Genomic DNA, 15,848 nt, shown 5'->3' on the forward strand with positions numbered 1-15,848 from the left:
TCCACTTTGTATTACTTCCGGTTTCCGTTATTTGATCTCTATCGGGAATTCCGCGCTGGCGTCAGTGCTGCCCGGGCCATAAGTACCGTTCTTGGTACCGGGCTGGTGCCTTACCACCATACGCAGGAACCCGGTGAATGCGGCTTTGGTAGCCACGGAAACTTCCAGCCCGATGGGCAGGTTGTTCGCGTCTTTATCCAGCGGGATAACGGTGGCTGCCGTGTTTACCGAATCGGTAACAGGCGCATTGGCATTCACGAAAAACAGGTGGAACAAACGGTGCTCGTCTGCTTCTTCTTCAATTTCTTCGGTCACATTGTCCGGCGGATTTTTGGTTTCATCCAGCACCTCTGTGGCCAGCGTATAAGTTGTGTTGGCTTTCAGGTTGATCTTGTCTATCACCGGCGCGGTCCCGCCGGAACCATCCAGGTCTTTCCAGGTAGCGATCACTTTTTCAGCAGGTACGGCCTTATTGGTAAAAGTGAGCTTCACCGTGGTGATCTCTTCATTTTCGTTCTCGGTCGGCGTTTCGTTCTTTTCTTTTTTGCAGGCGGCAAATAACAGTGTAGCGGCAGCGGCAAATAATGCGATATTCTTCTTCATGTGTTGTTCGTTTTAAGAAATTGTCAGGATGCTTTTTTGCCGAATTGCAGCGGCAGTTTGAGTTTCAGGTAAACATTGGTTCCCGGTTCGTCCGCGAAGTAGCGGAAGAAATTCAGGTAATCGCGGTAACGCGTATTAAAAATATTGGTGGCGCCCAGGATCACAGAAAGCGGCTGCCTGCCCAGTTGCAGCGTGCTGCCGGCTTCCAGCCCTACCAGGTTGTAGGCATGGGGCGGCGGCATCAGGTCCTGCCCGCGCGGATCGTTCTTGTTCGTCAGGCTGGCAGGGATGCGCGTTTGTTTCAGCACATTGCTGAGGTTGATGGAAATGTAGTTGTCCTTCATCCGGGCGGTGTTGCCGGGGAAAAAGCTGAGTTCATGCTCAAACCGGTCAGACGGCATGTTGATGAGCCAGTCGTGTTCCGATTCATTGTAAGCCCGCAGCAGCGAGGCTTTGGTGGTCAGCTGCCATTTAGGGAGGAACTGCCAGCGCAGCTGCGCGTCCATGCCTTTCATGTTCACGTCCGACTGGCGGTAGTAAGTGAACGGGAAAGCGCCGCGGATGGTCACCACGATGCTGTCCGTCGGTTGCAGGTAAATGAAGTTCTGAATGTGGTTGTAATAGAAATTCACATCTGCTTCCAGCTTGTCGGATATATCGTAGTGGAAAGCGGCGTTGAACTTGGAAGCGGTCTCTCCTCCCATGAACGGATCGCCCTGTTCAATAACGGCGGCGCCATGGTGAAGCCCGGAAGCATACAGCTCATTCACGGCTGCGGGGCGCCAGGCGCGCGCTGCGTTCACGGAAACATGGAAATGGTCCGTTATGCGGTATTGCGTGCCCAATGAGGCTGAAAAGCTGGAATACTGCTGCTCGGGAAAATTGATATCCCCCGTATTGTCCCGCAGGTTGAAGTATTCTTTATAGTCGTAACGGAACCCTCCTTCCAGCAGCCATTTCGAATCATTGCTTTCCCACTTCTCCGTCCAGAACACGCCGTATTGCAGGCTTTCGTAGTTCGGGATGAACAGCCTGCGTTTGTAGCTGTTCTCCTGGTACATGTACGATACGCCCACGGTGCCGCGCAGTCCTTTCCAGCTGTTGTGGTCCCAAACCAGGTCGCCCGTCCAGGTGGTGAGGTTCAGGTTCATCTGGTTCACTGAGAGTGCGGAATTGCGGTCCAGCTCGTCGCGGTAGTTGAACTGGCGCGCGAATGTCAGGTTCAGCTTGCCTGCTTTTCCTGTATTCACGTAACCTTTTACCTTGAACAGCTCGTGCTCCACGTGCTGGTACGGCCTTTCGATATCGTAGCTGAAACCTTCCGTGAATTCCGGCCGTGGTTTCTGCTCTTTGATCAATTGCTCCAGGTCTGTACGGTTGCCGATATGCGAGCCTTCGAATACGCCGAGGTTGGTATTGAACTGGCTGTAGAACAATTCCACGCCGTACTTCGGTTTTTTCCAGCCTGCCGCAGCGGAGAAATTGAATTCTTCCACGCCGGTGTTATCCAGCCAGTAATCCGGCGTGCGCGTGTTGCCGCCTTTGCGCAGGGTTCCCTGCAGGCGCCAGCTGAGGCCGGGCACGGCGGGCACCTGTTGCTCAATGATCGCGGAGAGCGCGCCCAGGCGGTTGTTGGAAAACCCCGCCATGTTCACTTCCCCTGCCAGCCCGGGAGTTACGGGCAATGCTTTCGGTTCTACCAGCACCACGCCGCCAATGGCGTCTCCGCCGTAACGCAGCGCGCTGGCGCCTTTGATCACCACCATTTTATTGGCGAGAAAAGGATCTACTTCCGGCGCATGCTCTGAGCCCCACTGCTGGCCTTCCTGCCGGATGCCGTTGTTGAGGATGAGCACGCGGTTGCTGTGCAGGCCGTTGATCACGGGTTTGGAAACGTTCGGCCCGGTGGTCATGGACGTAACGCCGTTCACTTTCTTCAGCGCTTCGCCGAGGGTAAGACCGCGCGTTTGATCCAGCGCATGCCCGCTCAGCGATTCTACCGGCGCGGTGGTCACTTCTTTGGCGGCATGGCCGGTAACGGCTACTTCCTGCAACTGGGTAATGCTGTGCGGCAGGGAAATATTCCGCCGCTCGTCCCCGCTCACCTGCCAGCCCATTTCAACGGGCAGGCAGCCGATGTGGCTGATGCGCAGGGTATAAAAACCGGGGCAAAGCCCGTCTATGACATACGCTCCATTGTCTGTGCTCTTCACGGAAAGGCCATTTTCCTTCACTATGATGGTGGCGCCTGCAAGCGCCTGTTTGGTCTGGCTGTCCGTTACCGTTCCGCTCAGGCGGATGGTACATTGTGCGCCGGCCGTGCCTGCCAATAACAGCAGTGCAACGCCCATCAGCGCGATTTTCCTTATCATCTTGTATGAATCAATACGTCACCGGCAACATGCTTCCGCAGCCGCCGAAAATAAATAATCAAAAAGGGGAGGTCCGCTATGCTACCTGCGGCGGTGCGCGAAGGGAAAAGAAATAAGCGGGACAGGAAAAGATATAAGCAGGCAAGCCCTCAACGGGGTTCGCATAGGAAATTGCAGCAGCGGGAAGATGAACGGTATGCGCGGGAAGATATACATCTACCGTCCAGGTCAGCCATTCGCAGTGGCGGTGCTCGGAAGACAGTACCGGGCCGCTTTCGTAGGCGGCTTTACAGATCACCACCTCGTCCACTGTATCCTCGTGGCCGGTAAAATGGTGCACATAATCCCTGGGCGTAATGTATAAACAGAACACGCCCAGCAGAATAATAGCTCCTATGGAATGGATCAGCTTTCTCACTTTACCGGTTATGCCAGCAAAGATAAGAAAAAGAGGACGAATGCAACAGCGTTGCACGGCAGAATACACCAGCGGTAACGGCTGCGGCTTAGCGCACCTTCAGCATGGTACGCACCTGCTGCGTTGCGCCGTTCTGCAAACGGATGTAATAGATGCCTGAAGGCAGATCGGTTTCGTAATCGATCGTATAGTTGCCGGCTACATGCACCCTGTCTGCCAGTGTGGCCATCAGGCGGCCCATGGTATCGAATACCTGGAGCATCGTATGCCCTCCGCGGGATTTGTAGGAAATGACCGTTTTACGCTGGAAAGGATTGGGATAGTTGGTCACCAGCACATCGTCGTCGTTCACGCCGGGCACGTTGGTCACCACGCTGCAGGCCAGGCCGTTGATGATCGGCAGGCTCTGGTAGTTGTTCAGCATGATCTTGTTCAGGTCCGCCGGTTTTACGCAGAACCATTGTTCTAACAGCGACGCATATACGGAACGGAAGTCGTACTGCATGGGTACGTTATCGATGGGCTTTGAGGCATCAGGTATTTCAGGCGTATTGCCCAGCACCTGCTGGTTCACATAATCGCCGAAGATGATCATGGGAGCGGCAGCGCCATGGTCTGTACCCATGCTGCCGTTGGATTTGATGCGGCGGCCGAATTCGGAGAAGGTCATGCCCACCACGCGCTGCGATTTTTTCATATCGCGCAGGTCTTCGGTGAATGTTCTTACTGCTTCGGAAATATTCTGGAGCAGTCTTGCGTGGCCGCCGGTGGTGGTATCGCCGCTGTTGGTCTGGTTGGCGTGGGTATCAAAACCGCCGATGCTCACCATGTACAGCCTTGTTTTGAGGCCGCCGCCCACGAGGCGCGCTACTATTTTCAGCTGTTCGCCGAGGTAGTTGTTGGCCGGGTAAGTGCGCTGGTTGGTCACTTTCGAGGCCGCCGCTTTAATGGCGTCCGCGAAGCGGTTGGTCTGTTTCTGTATGAGGCGGATATACTTTAGCTCTTTTCCCGCGCGGGTATTGGGCACATCCTGTTCACGCCCTTCAATCAGGTCGTAAAAATCTGTTGCACTGGTAACGGCCATGCCCATATTGCCGCCGCTGCCCACGAAAGAGGGAGAAACGATGGAACCGATCTGAATGGCCAACGGGTCGGGCATTTCAGCGTTGGGATAGGCGTCGGGGAAACCGGGATATTCGGTATCGAGGTAACGCCCGCCCCAGCCCGTGTCCAGGATGGTGTTGGCGTCTGAACCGGTGAGCCAGATATCTGTTGCACGGAAGTGCGAGAAGTTGGGAGAAGGATAACCCACGCTGTGAATGATGCTCACGTGGCCATCGTCGTACATGTCGCGCAGGCCCGTCATGGCGGGGTGCAGGCCGGTCTTGGTCTGCCCGGCGAGCTTCAGCACGCTGCCTGAAGGAATGGCGATGTTGGTACGCGCAGCCTGGTATTTATCGTATTGGTCCAGGGGAATTACCATGTTCAGCCCGTCGTTGCCGCCGTTCAGCTGGATCATCACGAGCACGTGATCATTGTCTGTAGCGGTAGATTCCAGCGCGGCCAGCAAAGGCGAAGCGCCGAAAGCCTTTACGGCAAAGCCGTTGATGAAAGACGGCAGTATAGCGGCCGGCGCGGTATATTTGAGGAAGTCTCTACGTTTCATAATAGGTTTTCAATATTGATCAGGCTAAATGATATTCAGACAGGTTCATGATGGAATGGTAAAGGTCTTTCAGCATGCTCATCACCAGCCCGCGCGCCATGGGGTCTGCGGGTGCGGCTTTGTATGCATTCCATGCAGTTGTCCAATAGTAATCCTGTTCCTGGCCTTTCAGCAGGATATTATTTTTCAGGTATGTTTTCATAGCGTCTGAGATCCCCATCCGGTACAGGATGCTGAGCGCGTCGTTGATCAATGCAACGGGGTCCGCAGGGTCGGGCAGCTGATCGGTGAAGATCAGCGGGTCTATCTGCAAAGTAGCGCCGCCGGAAGAATAGCCGGTGGTGATCAGCCTGTCCGCCATGGACGTGCGTTTCGGCAGTGTATCCGTATTGATCCACAGCTCATGGAATTGCGGGGCAAGGTAATAAGCGTCCCATCCTGACACGCCGGGCGGGTCGCCAATGTTCTGCTGCTGCTGGGCTGCCGCGTTCTGCAAAGCTCTCCATTGCGGGTATGCCTGTGCATAGTTCGCCGCGGGCGCAAACTGTACGCCGAATTCACGGCAAAGACCCACGGTAAAGTCCACCGGGCTTTTGATCAGGCAGCTCATGTTCAGCGGGTCGTAGAAGTGCTCGCTCTTGAGCAGCGCGCTGAGCAGCGGTTTTATTTCGTAATTGCCGGCGCGGAAAATGTCTGCCAGCGGCGTGATCACGTTCTCTTCCGCGTTCTGGTCTATTTCATAGTAGATGAAGAACTGGTAGAATTTGCGGCAGATGAATTTAGCCACTTCATGCTGCTGGAAAATGATGGCCAGCATATCGTCCAGCTCGGTGGTGCCCATTTCGCCGGTCTTGCCGGTGATCACTTTGTTGGAGAACCAGGAGGAGAACTGTTTATTGGTGATGTCGTGTTTGGTGGGGTCGAAGTAGGAAGTGATATTCACTTTGTCTACTTTATAGCCGGTGAGCACATGCGCGGCGGCCCTTACGTCTTCTTCCTGGTATTGGGAATCGGGGCCTTTGCCGCAGGTGAACAGCTCCAGCAGTTCGCGTGCATAGTTTTCGTCCGCCGCTGTTTTTTCGTTCAGGTAACCGTTGAGATACACCAGCATTCCCGGGTCCAGCGTCACGGCTTTGGTGAGTGTTTTGAAGTTGCCCAGCGCATTATTGCGCAGCATCACGTTGTGCTTGTACATAAAACGCGCATCGCCGATGGTTTGCGTTTCGGTAGCAAAGTGATTATGCCAGAAGAGCACGAGCTTTTCGTGCATGGTCCTTTCCTGGTTGAGCATTACGCCCGTCCACCAGGCTTTATAGGAAGCCCGCCGGTCGTTGTTCAGGTCTTCGTCTCCATCGGGAGCGTTTACCCAGGTTGCGCCTGGCGCAACGCCGGTGGTATCTGTGCCGTAATTATTCACCGGGGGCGCGGGCGTATTCACATTGGGCTGCAACAGCGCGTCCACGGCCTGGTCGAGCGTCATAGCCTCAAAGTGTTTCACATCCGCGGGCGTAGCGCCAAACATGCAGCGCTTCAGCAAATGCACCACCTGCGCTCTTCCCCATTGGCCTGTATAAGGGCTCAGCCCTGAAAAGGTCCTGGAAACGTTTACTTTCACCGTTTTTTTGCGGGAAGGGGCTAGTGTTAAGAAGTCTCTACGGTCCATCTGGGATACGGTTATTGACGATTCAAAGAAATGGTTTTGGCTGTTGCTCTATTGTTCGGCTGTTCAAATGCTATACAGGGGATAGTCAGCAATAGCGGTTTTCCGGTACCAAATTAGCAAAAACTTTAATTCAATCATATTATTTTATATGAAATAACATCTTAAATATTTTTAGCAGGTAAAACTTCATGAAAAAAGCCTGGCGCAGGAATGCTGTGCCAGGCTTTCATATTGATTCCGTGTATGGTATATCGTTTACGCCAAATTCTCAATGATCCCCGCAATGCCCTGGCCGCCGCCTACGCAGGCGGATACGATGCTGTATTTTTTCTTCAGCCGCTGCATTTCGTGCATCACCTGGATGGTGAGTTTGGCGCCGGTGCAGCCGAGTGGATGGCCCAAAGCAATGGCGCCGCCGTTGATGTTCACGATGTCGGGGTTCAGGCCCAGCTCGCGGATCACGGCAATGGACTGGGAAGCAAAGGCTTCGTTCAGTTCCACGAGGTCTATGTCCTGCAGGGTTTTCCCTGCCTGCTGCAATACCTTGGGAATGGCCGCCACCGGCCCGATGCCCATGATGCGCGGATGCACGCCGGCTGAAGCGCAGGCTACGAGGCGGGCCTGGGGTTTAAGGCCCAGTTCTTTCACCATCTTTTCACTCATTACGATCACAAAAGCAGCACCGTCGCTGGTTTGGGAGGAATTGCCCGCTGTTACGGAGCCTCCCGCCGCAAACACGGGTTTCAGCTTGGCCAGCGCTTCCAGGGAAGTGTCTGCACGGGGGCCTTCGTCGGTGTCTACGGTGAAATTGCGGGTTTGTTTTTTCCCTTTTTCGTTGAGGTATACATCTTCGACGCTGATGGGAAGTATGCCGGGCTTGAAATACCCGTTCTTGATGGCGTTAATGGCTTTCAGGTGGGAGTTCAGTGAAAACTCGTCCTGGTCTTCACGGCTCACGTTGAATTCTTTGGCCACGGCTTCGGCCGTGAGGCCCATGCTGAGGTAATAATCCGGATTGGTGGTGGCCACGCTGTAGGCCGGCACTGTTTTCCAGCCTGCCGTGGGCACGAGGCTCATGCTTTCGGTGCCGCCTGCGATGATGCATTCCGCCTGCCCGCTCCTGATCTTGGCCGTGGCGATCGCGATGGTTTCGAGACCGGAAGCGCAGTAACGGTTCACCGTCATGCCCGGCACTTCTATGCCCAAAGCCCTTACGGAGATCATCCTGCCTATCTGGAGCCCCTGTTCTGCTTCAGGAACCGCGTTGCCCACGATCAGGTCGTCCACCCTCTTCGGGTCCAGCTGCGGAACGGACTGCAGCAACCCGGTGATCACATCCACCGCCAGGTCGTCCGGCCGGTAAAAACGGAAACCTCCTCTCTTGGACTTCGTGACCGCTGTCCTGAATCCTGCTACGATATATGCGTCTTGCATGGCTAATCCTTTTTTTGGTGTTAATCAAATTTACGGAATTTGATCCTTATTTGACTTCCACCGTCAAACGCGCGGCATTCACGCCGCCGAGTATGCCGTAACCCTTTACCACATTGGTATACACCGTGCTCGGGTCTACCAGCAGGTTGCCCTGGTTGGCGGTTTGCAGCTCCAGGGTTTTGAGATACAGCCAGCTGCTGCGGGTAAGGCCGGTCACTTCCAGCAGCAATATTTCATTTTTCACATTCACGTCCTTCGTTTGCATCACGATGGTGATCTCCCGCCCGTCGAACCGCTCGTCGGGGATAAGGGTGGATTCCAGGTAATTTTGAGTGACCATGTCTGTGAAGCTGTTGTTGTAGGAAGGATCGAAACGGTAGAGGCGGCGCTCGCCGGGAATTATTTCGCCGCTGCTGGTCTTCGTGCCTTTGAAGAGGCGGAAGCGGTAGAAATCCGCCCCCGGCAAGTCTTTCAATACGAACTTAATGCGGTTGCCGCCGCCCTGCGCGAAAGGCTCTGCCAGCAAGGGTTTGCGCGGGAGCGTATCCTTCGCCGTGACCGTGTCCAGCCCGGATGCGGATACGCTGATATTATATTCCACACCGGGTTTGGCCGGCTTCGTGGAAACGAAATAACCTTTCCCGTTGATGACGTCCCATCGCAAAGGCAGCACTTCACTGCCTGCTTTCAGCTCTACCGCGGCGCCGGGCACTTCCGGGAAGATGCTGCTGCCAGGCGGCTGGGAGCGGGTAATGCGCAGGTACACCACACTGTCAGGCTGGATAAAACTGTTCACGACCAGTTTATCGCCGTCATAAGGCACGTCCATCTCCACTTTTTTTTCGCAGGCGGTGAACAGAACGCACAATACTAAATACCATTTGATTGCTTTCATAATTAAAACCTGATTGCGTAGGAAACACTGGGCAGAACCGGCAGGATGCTCAACAAGGTCAGTTCCCGCTTTTGTGTTTCCTCATTGCGTTTATAATAATAAAAGAACGGATTTTTCTGGTTGTACACGTTGTACAGGCTGATGTTCAGGATGTACGTCACGCGCTTCCGCGCTTTGGTATGCGTGGCCCCGATATCCAGCCGGTGAACCTCCTGCATGCGCAGCGTGTTGCGGTCCTGCACAAGGTCTACCTGCCCGGGATCAGTGGTAGTAGGCGGCAGGTGCGGCGAAGGATCAGTGATCTGCTCGTAACTAGCCTTGGGCAAGGTCAAAGGCATGCCGGTGGAATACTGCCACTGGCCGGACAACTCCCATCGTTTCCCCAAACGCTGTGTGAGCACCACTTCCAGCTCGTGCCTGCGGTCATATTTGTAAGGAAAAATGGCGCCGTTGTTCACATTCGGGAATGAGCGTTGCGACCATGCCAGCGTGTAAGCCACCCAGCCACGGAAATTTCCCTGCTTCTTTTGCAGGAACAATTCGCCGCCATAGCTCCAGCCCCGGCCAATGATCACCTGGTCTTCCCAGCTGCTGGTGGCGGAATTAAAGTTCTCCAGATTCTCCACGTATTCTATTACATTCTCCATGGATTTGTAGTAGCCTTCCACGGAAATTTCGTATTTACCTTCATTGGTGGTTTTGGCCAGCCCGGCCGCCACCTGCTTGGAATACATCGGCGGCACTTTGTCTGTCGCGGCCACCCAGAGGTCAGTAGGCAGGAAGGTGGCGTTATTGGAAAGCAGGTGGATGTATTGCGTCATCATCGTGTACGACAGCTTCAGGGCCCATCTTCTCGGCAAAATGTAACGGAAGCCCAGCCGCGGCTGCACGGAGAGGTAAAAACGGTTGTTCACCAGGAAACCGGAGGTATGCACGCCGAGGTTCATATGCACGGAATCGCGGATCTTCCAGTCGTCTTCCGCGTATAGGGACAACTCCACGCCTGCGTTCGTCTGATCGTTATACGCAGTGTCCGTCAGCTCCTGGTCGTCGGAAACGTTGTTGAACCGCGTAATGCCCGGCTGGAAGATGTGCCAGGTAGCCTGTGCGCCGTATTTTACAGCATGCTTGGGGCTGGGCCGGTAGTCGAAATCGATCTTGGCGCCGGCATCCTGCACTTTGGATATGTAGCGCCCGGACATATTATCAGACTCCCTGAGAGCCGGCGTATCAAGCGCCATGTGTTTGTAACGGTAATCGGTGACGAAATAGAACTGCGAATAGTTGAGCGTGACGTTGGAAAAAAGTTGCGGGTTGAAGATGTGGTTCCAGCGGAGGGCATAAGCCTGGTTGCCCCAGCCCAGCCGGAAGCGCATTTCTTCGTGGTATCTCTTGGGTGTGTTGTTAATGGAATCGAACACGATGTCGCGCTTGAGGCTCATATTATCCTGCCCGCCATAGGCGCTGAGGTACAGGCGGTCTTTCGGCGAAAAGATGTGATTGATCTTGATATTGGCGTCATAGAAATAAGCAAAGAAGTCGCCGTCCTTGCCAAGGTTCAGCCGCTCCTTCGTAAGGTCCTGCAGGAGGAGGTCCGCATACGTGCGGCGGCCGGTGGCGATGAAGGACGTTTTCCCTTTAAAGATCGGCCCTTCCACCATGAGCTTCGACGCGAGCAGCCCGAGAGACACTTCGCCGTGGTATTTATACATATCCCCATCCTTCATGGAAATATCCACCACGGAAGAAAGCCTTCCGCCGTAACGCGCCGGGAATGCACCTTTGTAGAGGTCCACGTTTTTGATGATATCGGGATTAAAAACGGAGAACACGCCGAAGAGGTGCGTGGAATTGTATACCGGCGTACCATCCAGCAGTATCAGGTTCTGGTCGGGACTGCCGCCGCGCACATGGATGCCGCTGGAACCTTCCATGCCGCCGCTTACGCCGGGCATGGCCTGTATGGTGCGCAGCACGTCTGCTTCACCGAGCATACGCGGCATGGTTTTCACCTGCGACACAGACAGGTTCACTTTACTCATCTGCGTTTGCTCCTGCAGGCGCGGAAGCGTTTCCGTTACTTCCACTTCCTGTAAAGTATTGCTGGGGCCTAGCTTTACGTGCAATTGCCTGTTCTCTTTATCTTTCATCGGTATTTGCGCGGGCGTGTAGCCGGTGTAGGAAACCAGCAGGCTGAGCGTGTCCCGGGCGGTGGTAAGACTGTAAAACCCGAACTGGTTGGTGGTGGTGCCTACGCGGAGGGTGGGCGAATAAACGGTGGCGCCGATGAGTTTTTCGCCGGTATGCGCATCTTCAACATACCCGCTGATCGTGCGGGTGGTGGCCTTGCTGGCGGTGAGCACCAGTTGGTCGCCGATACGCCTGAATTCGATGCCGTTCTCGGAGAACATTAGTTCCAGCACGCGGCGGAGCGGCATTTCATGAACGTTGATATCTATCCTGCGGCTCATTTTCACCACATCTGAACTGTAGGAGAAGTGTATGCCGTAAGTTTTTTCGATTCTTTCACAAATGGCGGAGAGCGGCTGATCGTTCAGCGAAAGGGAAATCCGCGTTCGCCAGTTCCATGCAAAAACCTGGAGGGGCAACCAGGTTAAAAGCATACCCAGCAGAACTTTCCTCATCATTCTAAAACAAATTAACAGTTACAAAGGTCAGGTTATTATGGTTGCAGGGTAAACTGCTGCGCTCCGGTTTTCTCTGCGGAGGTATTGGTAATAAAAGCAATGGCCGCCATCACGTTATCGATGGTCTCATTTTCAAAATTGGAAGTGATGGCCTGGCGCAGGAGTGATGTATCTTTCACTTCCACCTGCACGTTATACATCGCTTCTATGGATCGTATCACATCTTCCAGCGGCACATCCCTGAATACGAGGCGTTTCATTTCCAGGTCTGGTATGTGCGCCGCAACGGTAAACGGTTCTTTCGTTTCATTGCGCCGCAGCAGCATTCCTTCAGTGAGCACCACGCTCTCGCGGCGGTCCGGGTCGTTTACCTGTATCTTCCCGCTGGAAACATGTATCACCAGGTTTCCGGCTTTATAATCTACGGTAAAACGGGTGCCGAGCACTTTTATTTCAGTGCGGCCCAGGAGAATGACGAACGGGGCGTGGGGGTTGGGGCTGATATTGAATTCCCCTTTGCCTGTAAATGCCACCCGGCGTTCGTTTTTCCCGAAACCGCTTTCCATTTTCATTTCCGCGCCGGGGTACAATTGCACTCTACTGCCATCAGGCAACGCGGCATGCTGCCCGCCGGCAAACACCTGTTCTTCCCGCCCTCCTGAAGGCAGCAACACCCAGGTAACACCAAGCGCCAGCACTAACACAGCGGCGGCGATGCCCAGCCAGCGGTAACTGCCGCGTATAGGTATTACCGTAGCAGGCCGTTTCGCCTCTTCAACTTTCCCGGCAATACCCGCCCTGAGCCTTTCCCAGCTTGCATCCGTACTGAGGCCGGGGTACGCGGCCACGGGGAGCGGCACTTCCAGCATCCTGCGGATGGCAGCAAGCGCTTCCTCGTTGGCCGGCGCCTCGCTCCGCCAGGCATCTACCCATTGGCGCTCGGCTGCGTCAGCCTCGTCCAGCAGGTACTTGCACAGCAAGGAGTATAAAGCCTCATCAGGTTGCAAATTGCTCATGAACAGTTGTAAAGTTATCAGTTACGTAAAAGACGCACACAAAGGCGCTTTCCCCCTATTCTTATCAAAAAAACAGGTTCAGGTACTCCCTCAGCTCCTGGTGGAGGATCTTGAGCGCCTTACCCATTTGATTTTCAACGGTTTTAACGGAAATATTCATGACCGTCGCGATCTCCGCATATTTCAGCTGCTCCTTCCGGCTGAGCAAAAAAACCTCGCGGCAACGCTCGGGCAACTTTTCCAGCGCCAGCTGCAGCTTCTGCTCCAGCTCCCGCGCCTGCACAGACAGGTGAACGATATCATCCTGCATGCGGCCAAACGACAGCTCCTTCTCCGCCCTCACATTCTGCTTGCGCCATTGACTGATGGCAGTGTTGCGGATGGCCGTAAAAAGATAGGAACGCTCAGACCCGTTGATCATAATGCTTTCCCGCTTCTCCCAAAGCTGGGAGAAAACAAGCTGCACTACTTCTTCCGCCTCATACGGGTCGCCCGTATAATGAATGGCGAAGGCAAGGCAATGCGCATGATGCTCCCGGAAGAGCCGTTCAAATGCCTGGAGGTCCAACATATTATAATCCGGGCAAAATTAGGCGGCCACGGCTGATTAACCAAATAGGGAATGTTAAAATAAGACGCCCGCTTGCCGGTTTAAAAAAATTTGTGTAGTTAAATAACTACACATATATTTGTAGTCAAATAGCTACACGATGAACCTGAGAAGAGATGTTTTCCAAGCCATAGCAGACCCGACGAGGAGGGCTATTTTGCTGTTGGTGGCCTCGCAGTCCATGACGGCAGGCGCAATAGCTTCGAACTTCGACACCGCCAGACCGACCGTTTCGAAGCACCTGCAAATACTCACTGAATGCGAATTGCTCCGGCAGGAACAAAATGGCCGGGAGATCTATTATCATTTAAATCCCAGGAAAATGAAAGAGATAGCGGACTTTCTTGAGCCGTTTCGCAAGATGTGGGACGACCGGTTCAACAAACTGGAAGCGATCATGAAAACCTACAAACCCAAAAAATAAACTGTTATGGAACTGAAAACCAAAGTCAAAGCCGAGGAAGGCAGGCAGGACCTCTTCATCACGAGGGAATTCGACCTGCCCCTGGAATTATTGTTCAGGGCATATACCGAGCCTGAGCTGCTGGAACAATGGATGGGCACTATGGTGCTGAAGCTGGAAAACAAAAAGTACGGTGGCTACCATTTTGAGACCAAAGACCAAAATGGCAATGTGGTGCTCGTGATAAATGGCGCCATTCATGAATTCACCCCAAACGAAAAGATCACCCGTACTTTTGAAATGATGAATGCGCCTTACGGCGCGACGCTGGAGTTCCTGGAATTTGAAAAACTCACTGAAGACACGAGCAGGCTCAACATGCACGTAGTATACCGCTCCAATGCGCTGAGGGACGAGAACCTGAAGCTGCCGTTTAAACAAGGCGTCAACTGGGCGCATAATGAACTGGAAAAAATTGTAAGCAAACTAAAATAAACCGTTATGACTGCGACAAAAAGAAATAAGATCATCTACTGGATCGCTACTATCTGGCTTGCCCTGGGCATGGTATCCACCGGGCTGGTACAGCTGCTGCAGGTAAAAGAGGAAGTGGAAGTGGTGACCAACAAATTAGGTTACCCGCTGTATTTCCTAACGATACTGGGTATATGGAAAATCCTGGGCGTTATAGCGGTACTAATCCCTAAATTTGCTTTACTGAAAGAGTGGGCGTATGCGGGCTTTTTCTTTGCCATGTCCGGCGCAATCATTTCACATATCGCAACCGGCAATTCTTTCGGCGACGTAGCCCCGCCGTTATTGTTATTGGTCCTGACTGTGCTATCATGGTACTTCAGGCCTGCGGATAGAAAAACCGTTTCTGTTAATCAATAAAACTGAGTAACATGAATAACATGAATCCCAAAGTTGATTTTTATTTCAGCAAATCCGAGAAGTGGGAAAAAGAGATGGAGAAAATGAGAGAGATCGCGCTCAGCTGTGGACTGACCGAAGAACTGAAGTGGGGCTGCCCCTGTTATACGGATAATGGCAGCAACGTAGTGCTGATACATGAGTTTAAAGAATACTGCGCGTATTTGTTCTTCAAAGGCTCCCTGCTGGTGGACCCTGAAGGTATCCTGATCCAGCAGACGGAGAATGTGCAGGGCGCACGCCAGATCCGGTTCACCAATATCAGCGAAGTTAAAAAACTGGCGCCGGTGGTGAAAAGGTACATCTATGAAGCCATTGAAGTGGAAAGGGCCGGCATGAAAGTACCTTTAAAAAAGACGGCAGATTTTAAAGTCCCTGAAGAATTTCAACAAAAACTGGACAAACAACCTGCTTTGAAAAAGGCATTTGAAGCATTAACGCCCGGGCGGCAAAGAGCCTATCTTTTCTATTTTTCCGCACCCAAACTATCCAAGACCCGGGAGTCGAGAGTGGAGAAATATATGCCACAGATCCTCAGTGGGAAAGGATTGGACGATTAAGCGGATTATAGCATATTCAAACACGAACAACATGAACCCGAAGGTTGACTCATTTATCAGCAACGCAAAAAAATGGGGGAAAGAGCTCGCGGTGCTCCGGAAGATCATTCTTGACTGCGGGCTGACCGAGGATTTCAAGTGGTGGCAACCCTGTTATTCGTTCCAGGGCGCGAACATCGTGATAATGGGCGAATTAAAGGACAGCTGCGTGCTGGGCTTCTTCAAAGGCGCGCTGCTGCAGGACCCTGATGGCGTGCTGATCCAGCAGACTGAAAATTCCAACACCTCGCGCATCATCAAATTCACCAGCGTGCGCGAGGTAACCGCCATGGCACCCGTGCTGAAGGCCTACATCTACGAAGCCATTGAAGTGGAAAGGGCCGGGTTGAAAATACCGTCCAAAAAGGTGGAAGAATTTACCATCCCCGAAGAACTGCAACAGAAAATGGACGAAATGCCCGCCTTTAAAGCCGCTTTCAATGCGTTGACGCCGGGGCGGCAGCGGGGCTACCTTCTTTATTTTTCCGCGCCCAAACAATCCAAAACCAGGATATCACGGATCGAAAAATACATGCAGCAGATCCTCGGCGGAAAAGGGTTAAATGATTAGCACCCCTTGCGTCATTG

15 protein-coding genes are annotated in these 15,848 nt (G+C 53.3%); 5 read left to right on the top strand and 10 right to left on the bottom strand.

Annotation, left to right across the window (positions count from 1 at the left end):
• Window positions 1–27: 27 nt before the first annotated feature.
• From R3I13_RS02180 to R3I13_RS02225, 10 genes are all read right to left on the bottom strand, one after another.
• Entirely contained in the window at window positions 28–603 is a 576-nt protein-coding gene (locus R3I13_RS02180) for a hypothetical protein (protein ID WP_346316275.1), read from the bottom strand.
• Between the two features lie 23 nt (window positions 604–626).
• Window positions 627–2,975 carry a TonB-dependent receptor gene (locus R3I13_RS02185; protein ID WP_346316276.1) on the bottom strand — a complete coding sequence of 783 codons (2,349 nt, stop codon included), beginning with the start codon at window positions 2,973–2,975 and terminating at the stop codon, window positions 627–629.
• Between the two features lie 76 nt (window positions 2,976–3,051).
• On the bottom strand, window positions 3,052–3,393 hold the full coding sequence (locus tag R3I13_RS02190; RefSeq protein ID WP_346316277.1) for a hypothetical protein: 342 nt from the start codon (window positions 3,391–3,393) through the stop codon (window positions 3,052–3,054).
• 88 nt (window positions 3,394–3,481) lie between these two features.
• Window positions 3,482–5,059 (bottom strand): DUF1501 domain-containing protein, encoded by a 1,578-nt coding sequence (locus R3I13_RS02195; RefSeq protein WP_346316278.1) that lies wholly within the window; start codon window positions 5,057–5,059, stop codon window positions 3,482–3,484.
• A 19-nt stretch (window positions 5,060–5,078) separates the two neighbouring features.
• Complete coding sequence (locus R3I13_RS02200) at window positions 5,079–6,722, bottom strand: DUF1800 domain-containing protein (RefSeq protein ID WP_346316279.1); 1,644 nt, start codon at window positions 6,720–6,722, stop codon at window positions 5,079–5,081.
• A gap of 255 nt (window positions 6,723–6,977) precedes the next feature.
• A complete protein-coding gene (locus tag R3I13_RS02205; RefSeq protein ID WP_346316280.1) occupies window positions 6,978–8,156 on the bottom strand; it encodes an acetyl-CoA C-acyltransferase in 1,179 nt (392 codons plus the stop codon).
• A gap of 46 nt (window positions 8,157–8,202) precedes the next feature.
• Window positions 8,203–9,051 (bottom strand): DUF4249 domain-containing protein, encoded by an 849-nt coding sequence (locus tag R3I13_RS02210; protein ID WP_346316281.1) that lies wholly within the window; start codon window positions 9,049–9,051, stop codon window positions 8,203–8,205.
• 2 nt (window positions 9,052–9,053) lie between these two features.
• Window positions 9,054–11,699, bottom strand: a complete 2,646-nt coding sequence (locus R3I13_RS02215; protein ID WP_346316282.1) for a TonB-dependent receptor — start codon at window positions 11,697–11,699, stop codon at window positions 9,054–9,056.
• 35 nt (window positions 11,700–11,734) lie between these two features.
• Window positions 11,735–12,715 (bottom strand): FecR domain-containing protein, encoded by a 981-nt coding sequence (locus R3I13_RS02220; protein ID WP_346316283.1) that lies wholly within the window; start codon window positions 12,713–12,715, stop codon window positions 11,735–11,737.
• A gap of 64 nt (window positions 12,716–12,779) precedes the next feature.
• Complete coding sequence (locus R3I13_RS02225; protein ID WP_346316284.1) at window positions 12,780–13,286, bottom strand: RNA polymerase sigma-70 factor; 507 nt, start codon at window positions 13,284–13,286, stop codon at window positions 12,780–12,782.
• A gap of 139 nt (window positions 13,287–13,425) precedes the next feature.
• Here R3I13_RS02225 and R3I13_RS02230 point away from each other — a divergent pair, with 139 nt between their 5' ends.
• The 5 genes from R3I13_RS02230 to R3I13_RS02250 are packed head-to-tail and all read left to right on the top strand — an operon-like array spanning window position 13,426 to window position 15,831.
• Window positions 13,426–13,749: a metalloregulator ArsR/SmtB family transcription factor gene (locus R3I13_RS02230; protein ID WP_346316285.1), complete on the top strand. Its 324-nt coding sequence runs from the start codon at window positions 13,426–13,428 to the stop codon at window positions 13,747–13,749.
• A gap of 6 nt (window positions 13,750–13,755) precedes the next feature.
• Window positions 13,756–14,223 carry an SRPBCC domain-containing protein gene (locus R3I13_RS02235; protein WP_346316286.1) on the top strand — a complete coding sequence of 156 codons (468 nt, stop codon included), beginning with the start codon at window positions 13,756–13,758 and terminating at the stop codon, window positions 14,221–14,223.
• 6 nt (window positions 14,224–14,229) lie between these two features.
• Window positions 14,230–14,622 carry a DoxX family protein gene (locus R3I13_RS02240; protein WP_346316287.1) on the top strand — a complete coding sequence of 131 codons (393 nt, stop codon included), beginning with the start codon at window positions 14,230–14,232 and terminating at the stop codon, window positions 14,620–14,622.
• Between the two features lie 11 nt (window positions 14,623–14,633).
• A complete protein-coding gene (locus R3I13_RS02245; protein WP_346316288.1) occupies window positions 14,634–15,221 on the top strand; it encodes a YdeI/OmpD-associated family protein in 588 nt (195 codons plus the stop codon).
• A gap of 31 nt (window positions 15,222–15,252) precedes the next feature.
• The gene (locus R3I13_RS02250; RefSeq protein ID WP_346316289.1) at window positions 15,253–15,831 is read left to right on the top strand and encodes a YdeI/OmpD-associated family protein; all 579 of its coding nucleotides are present in this window, start codon (window positions 15,253–15,255) and stop codon (window positions 15,829–15,831) included.
• Window positions 15,832–15,848: the final 17 nt, after the last annotated feature.

The sequence above is a fragment of the Chitinophaga sp. YIM B06452 genome, from assembly GCF_039655965.1.
In the GTDB taxonomy this organism is placed as follows: domain Bacteria; phylum Bacteroidota; class Bacteroidia; order Chitinophagales; family Chitinophagaceae; genus Chitinophaga.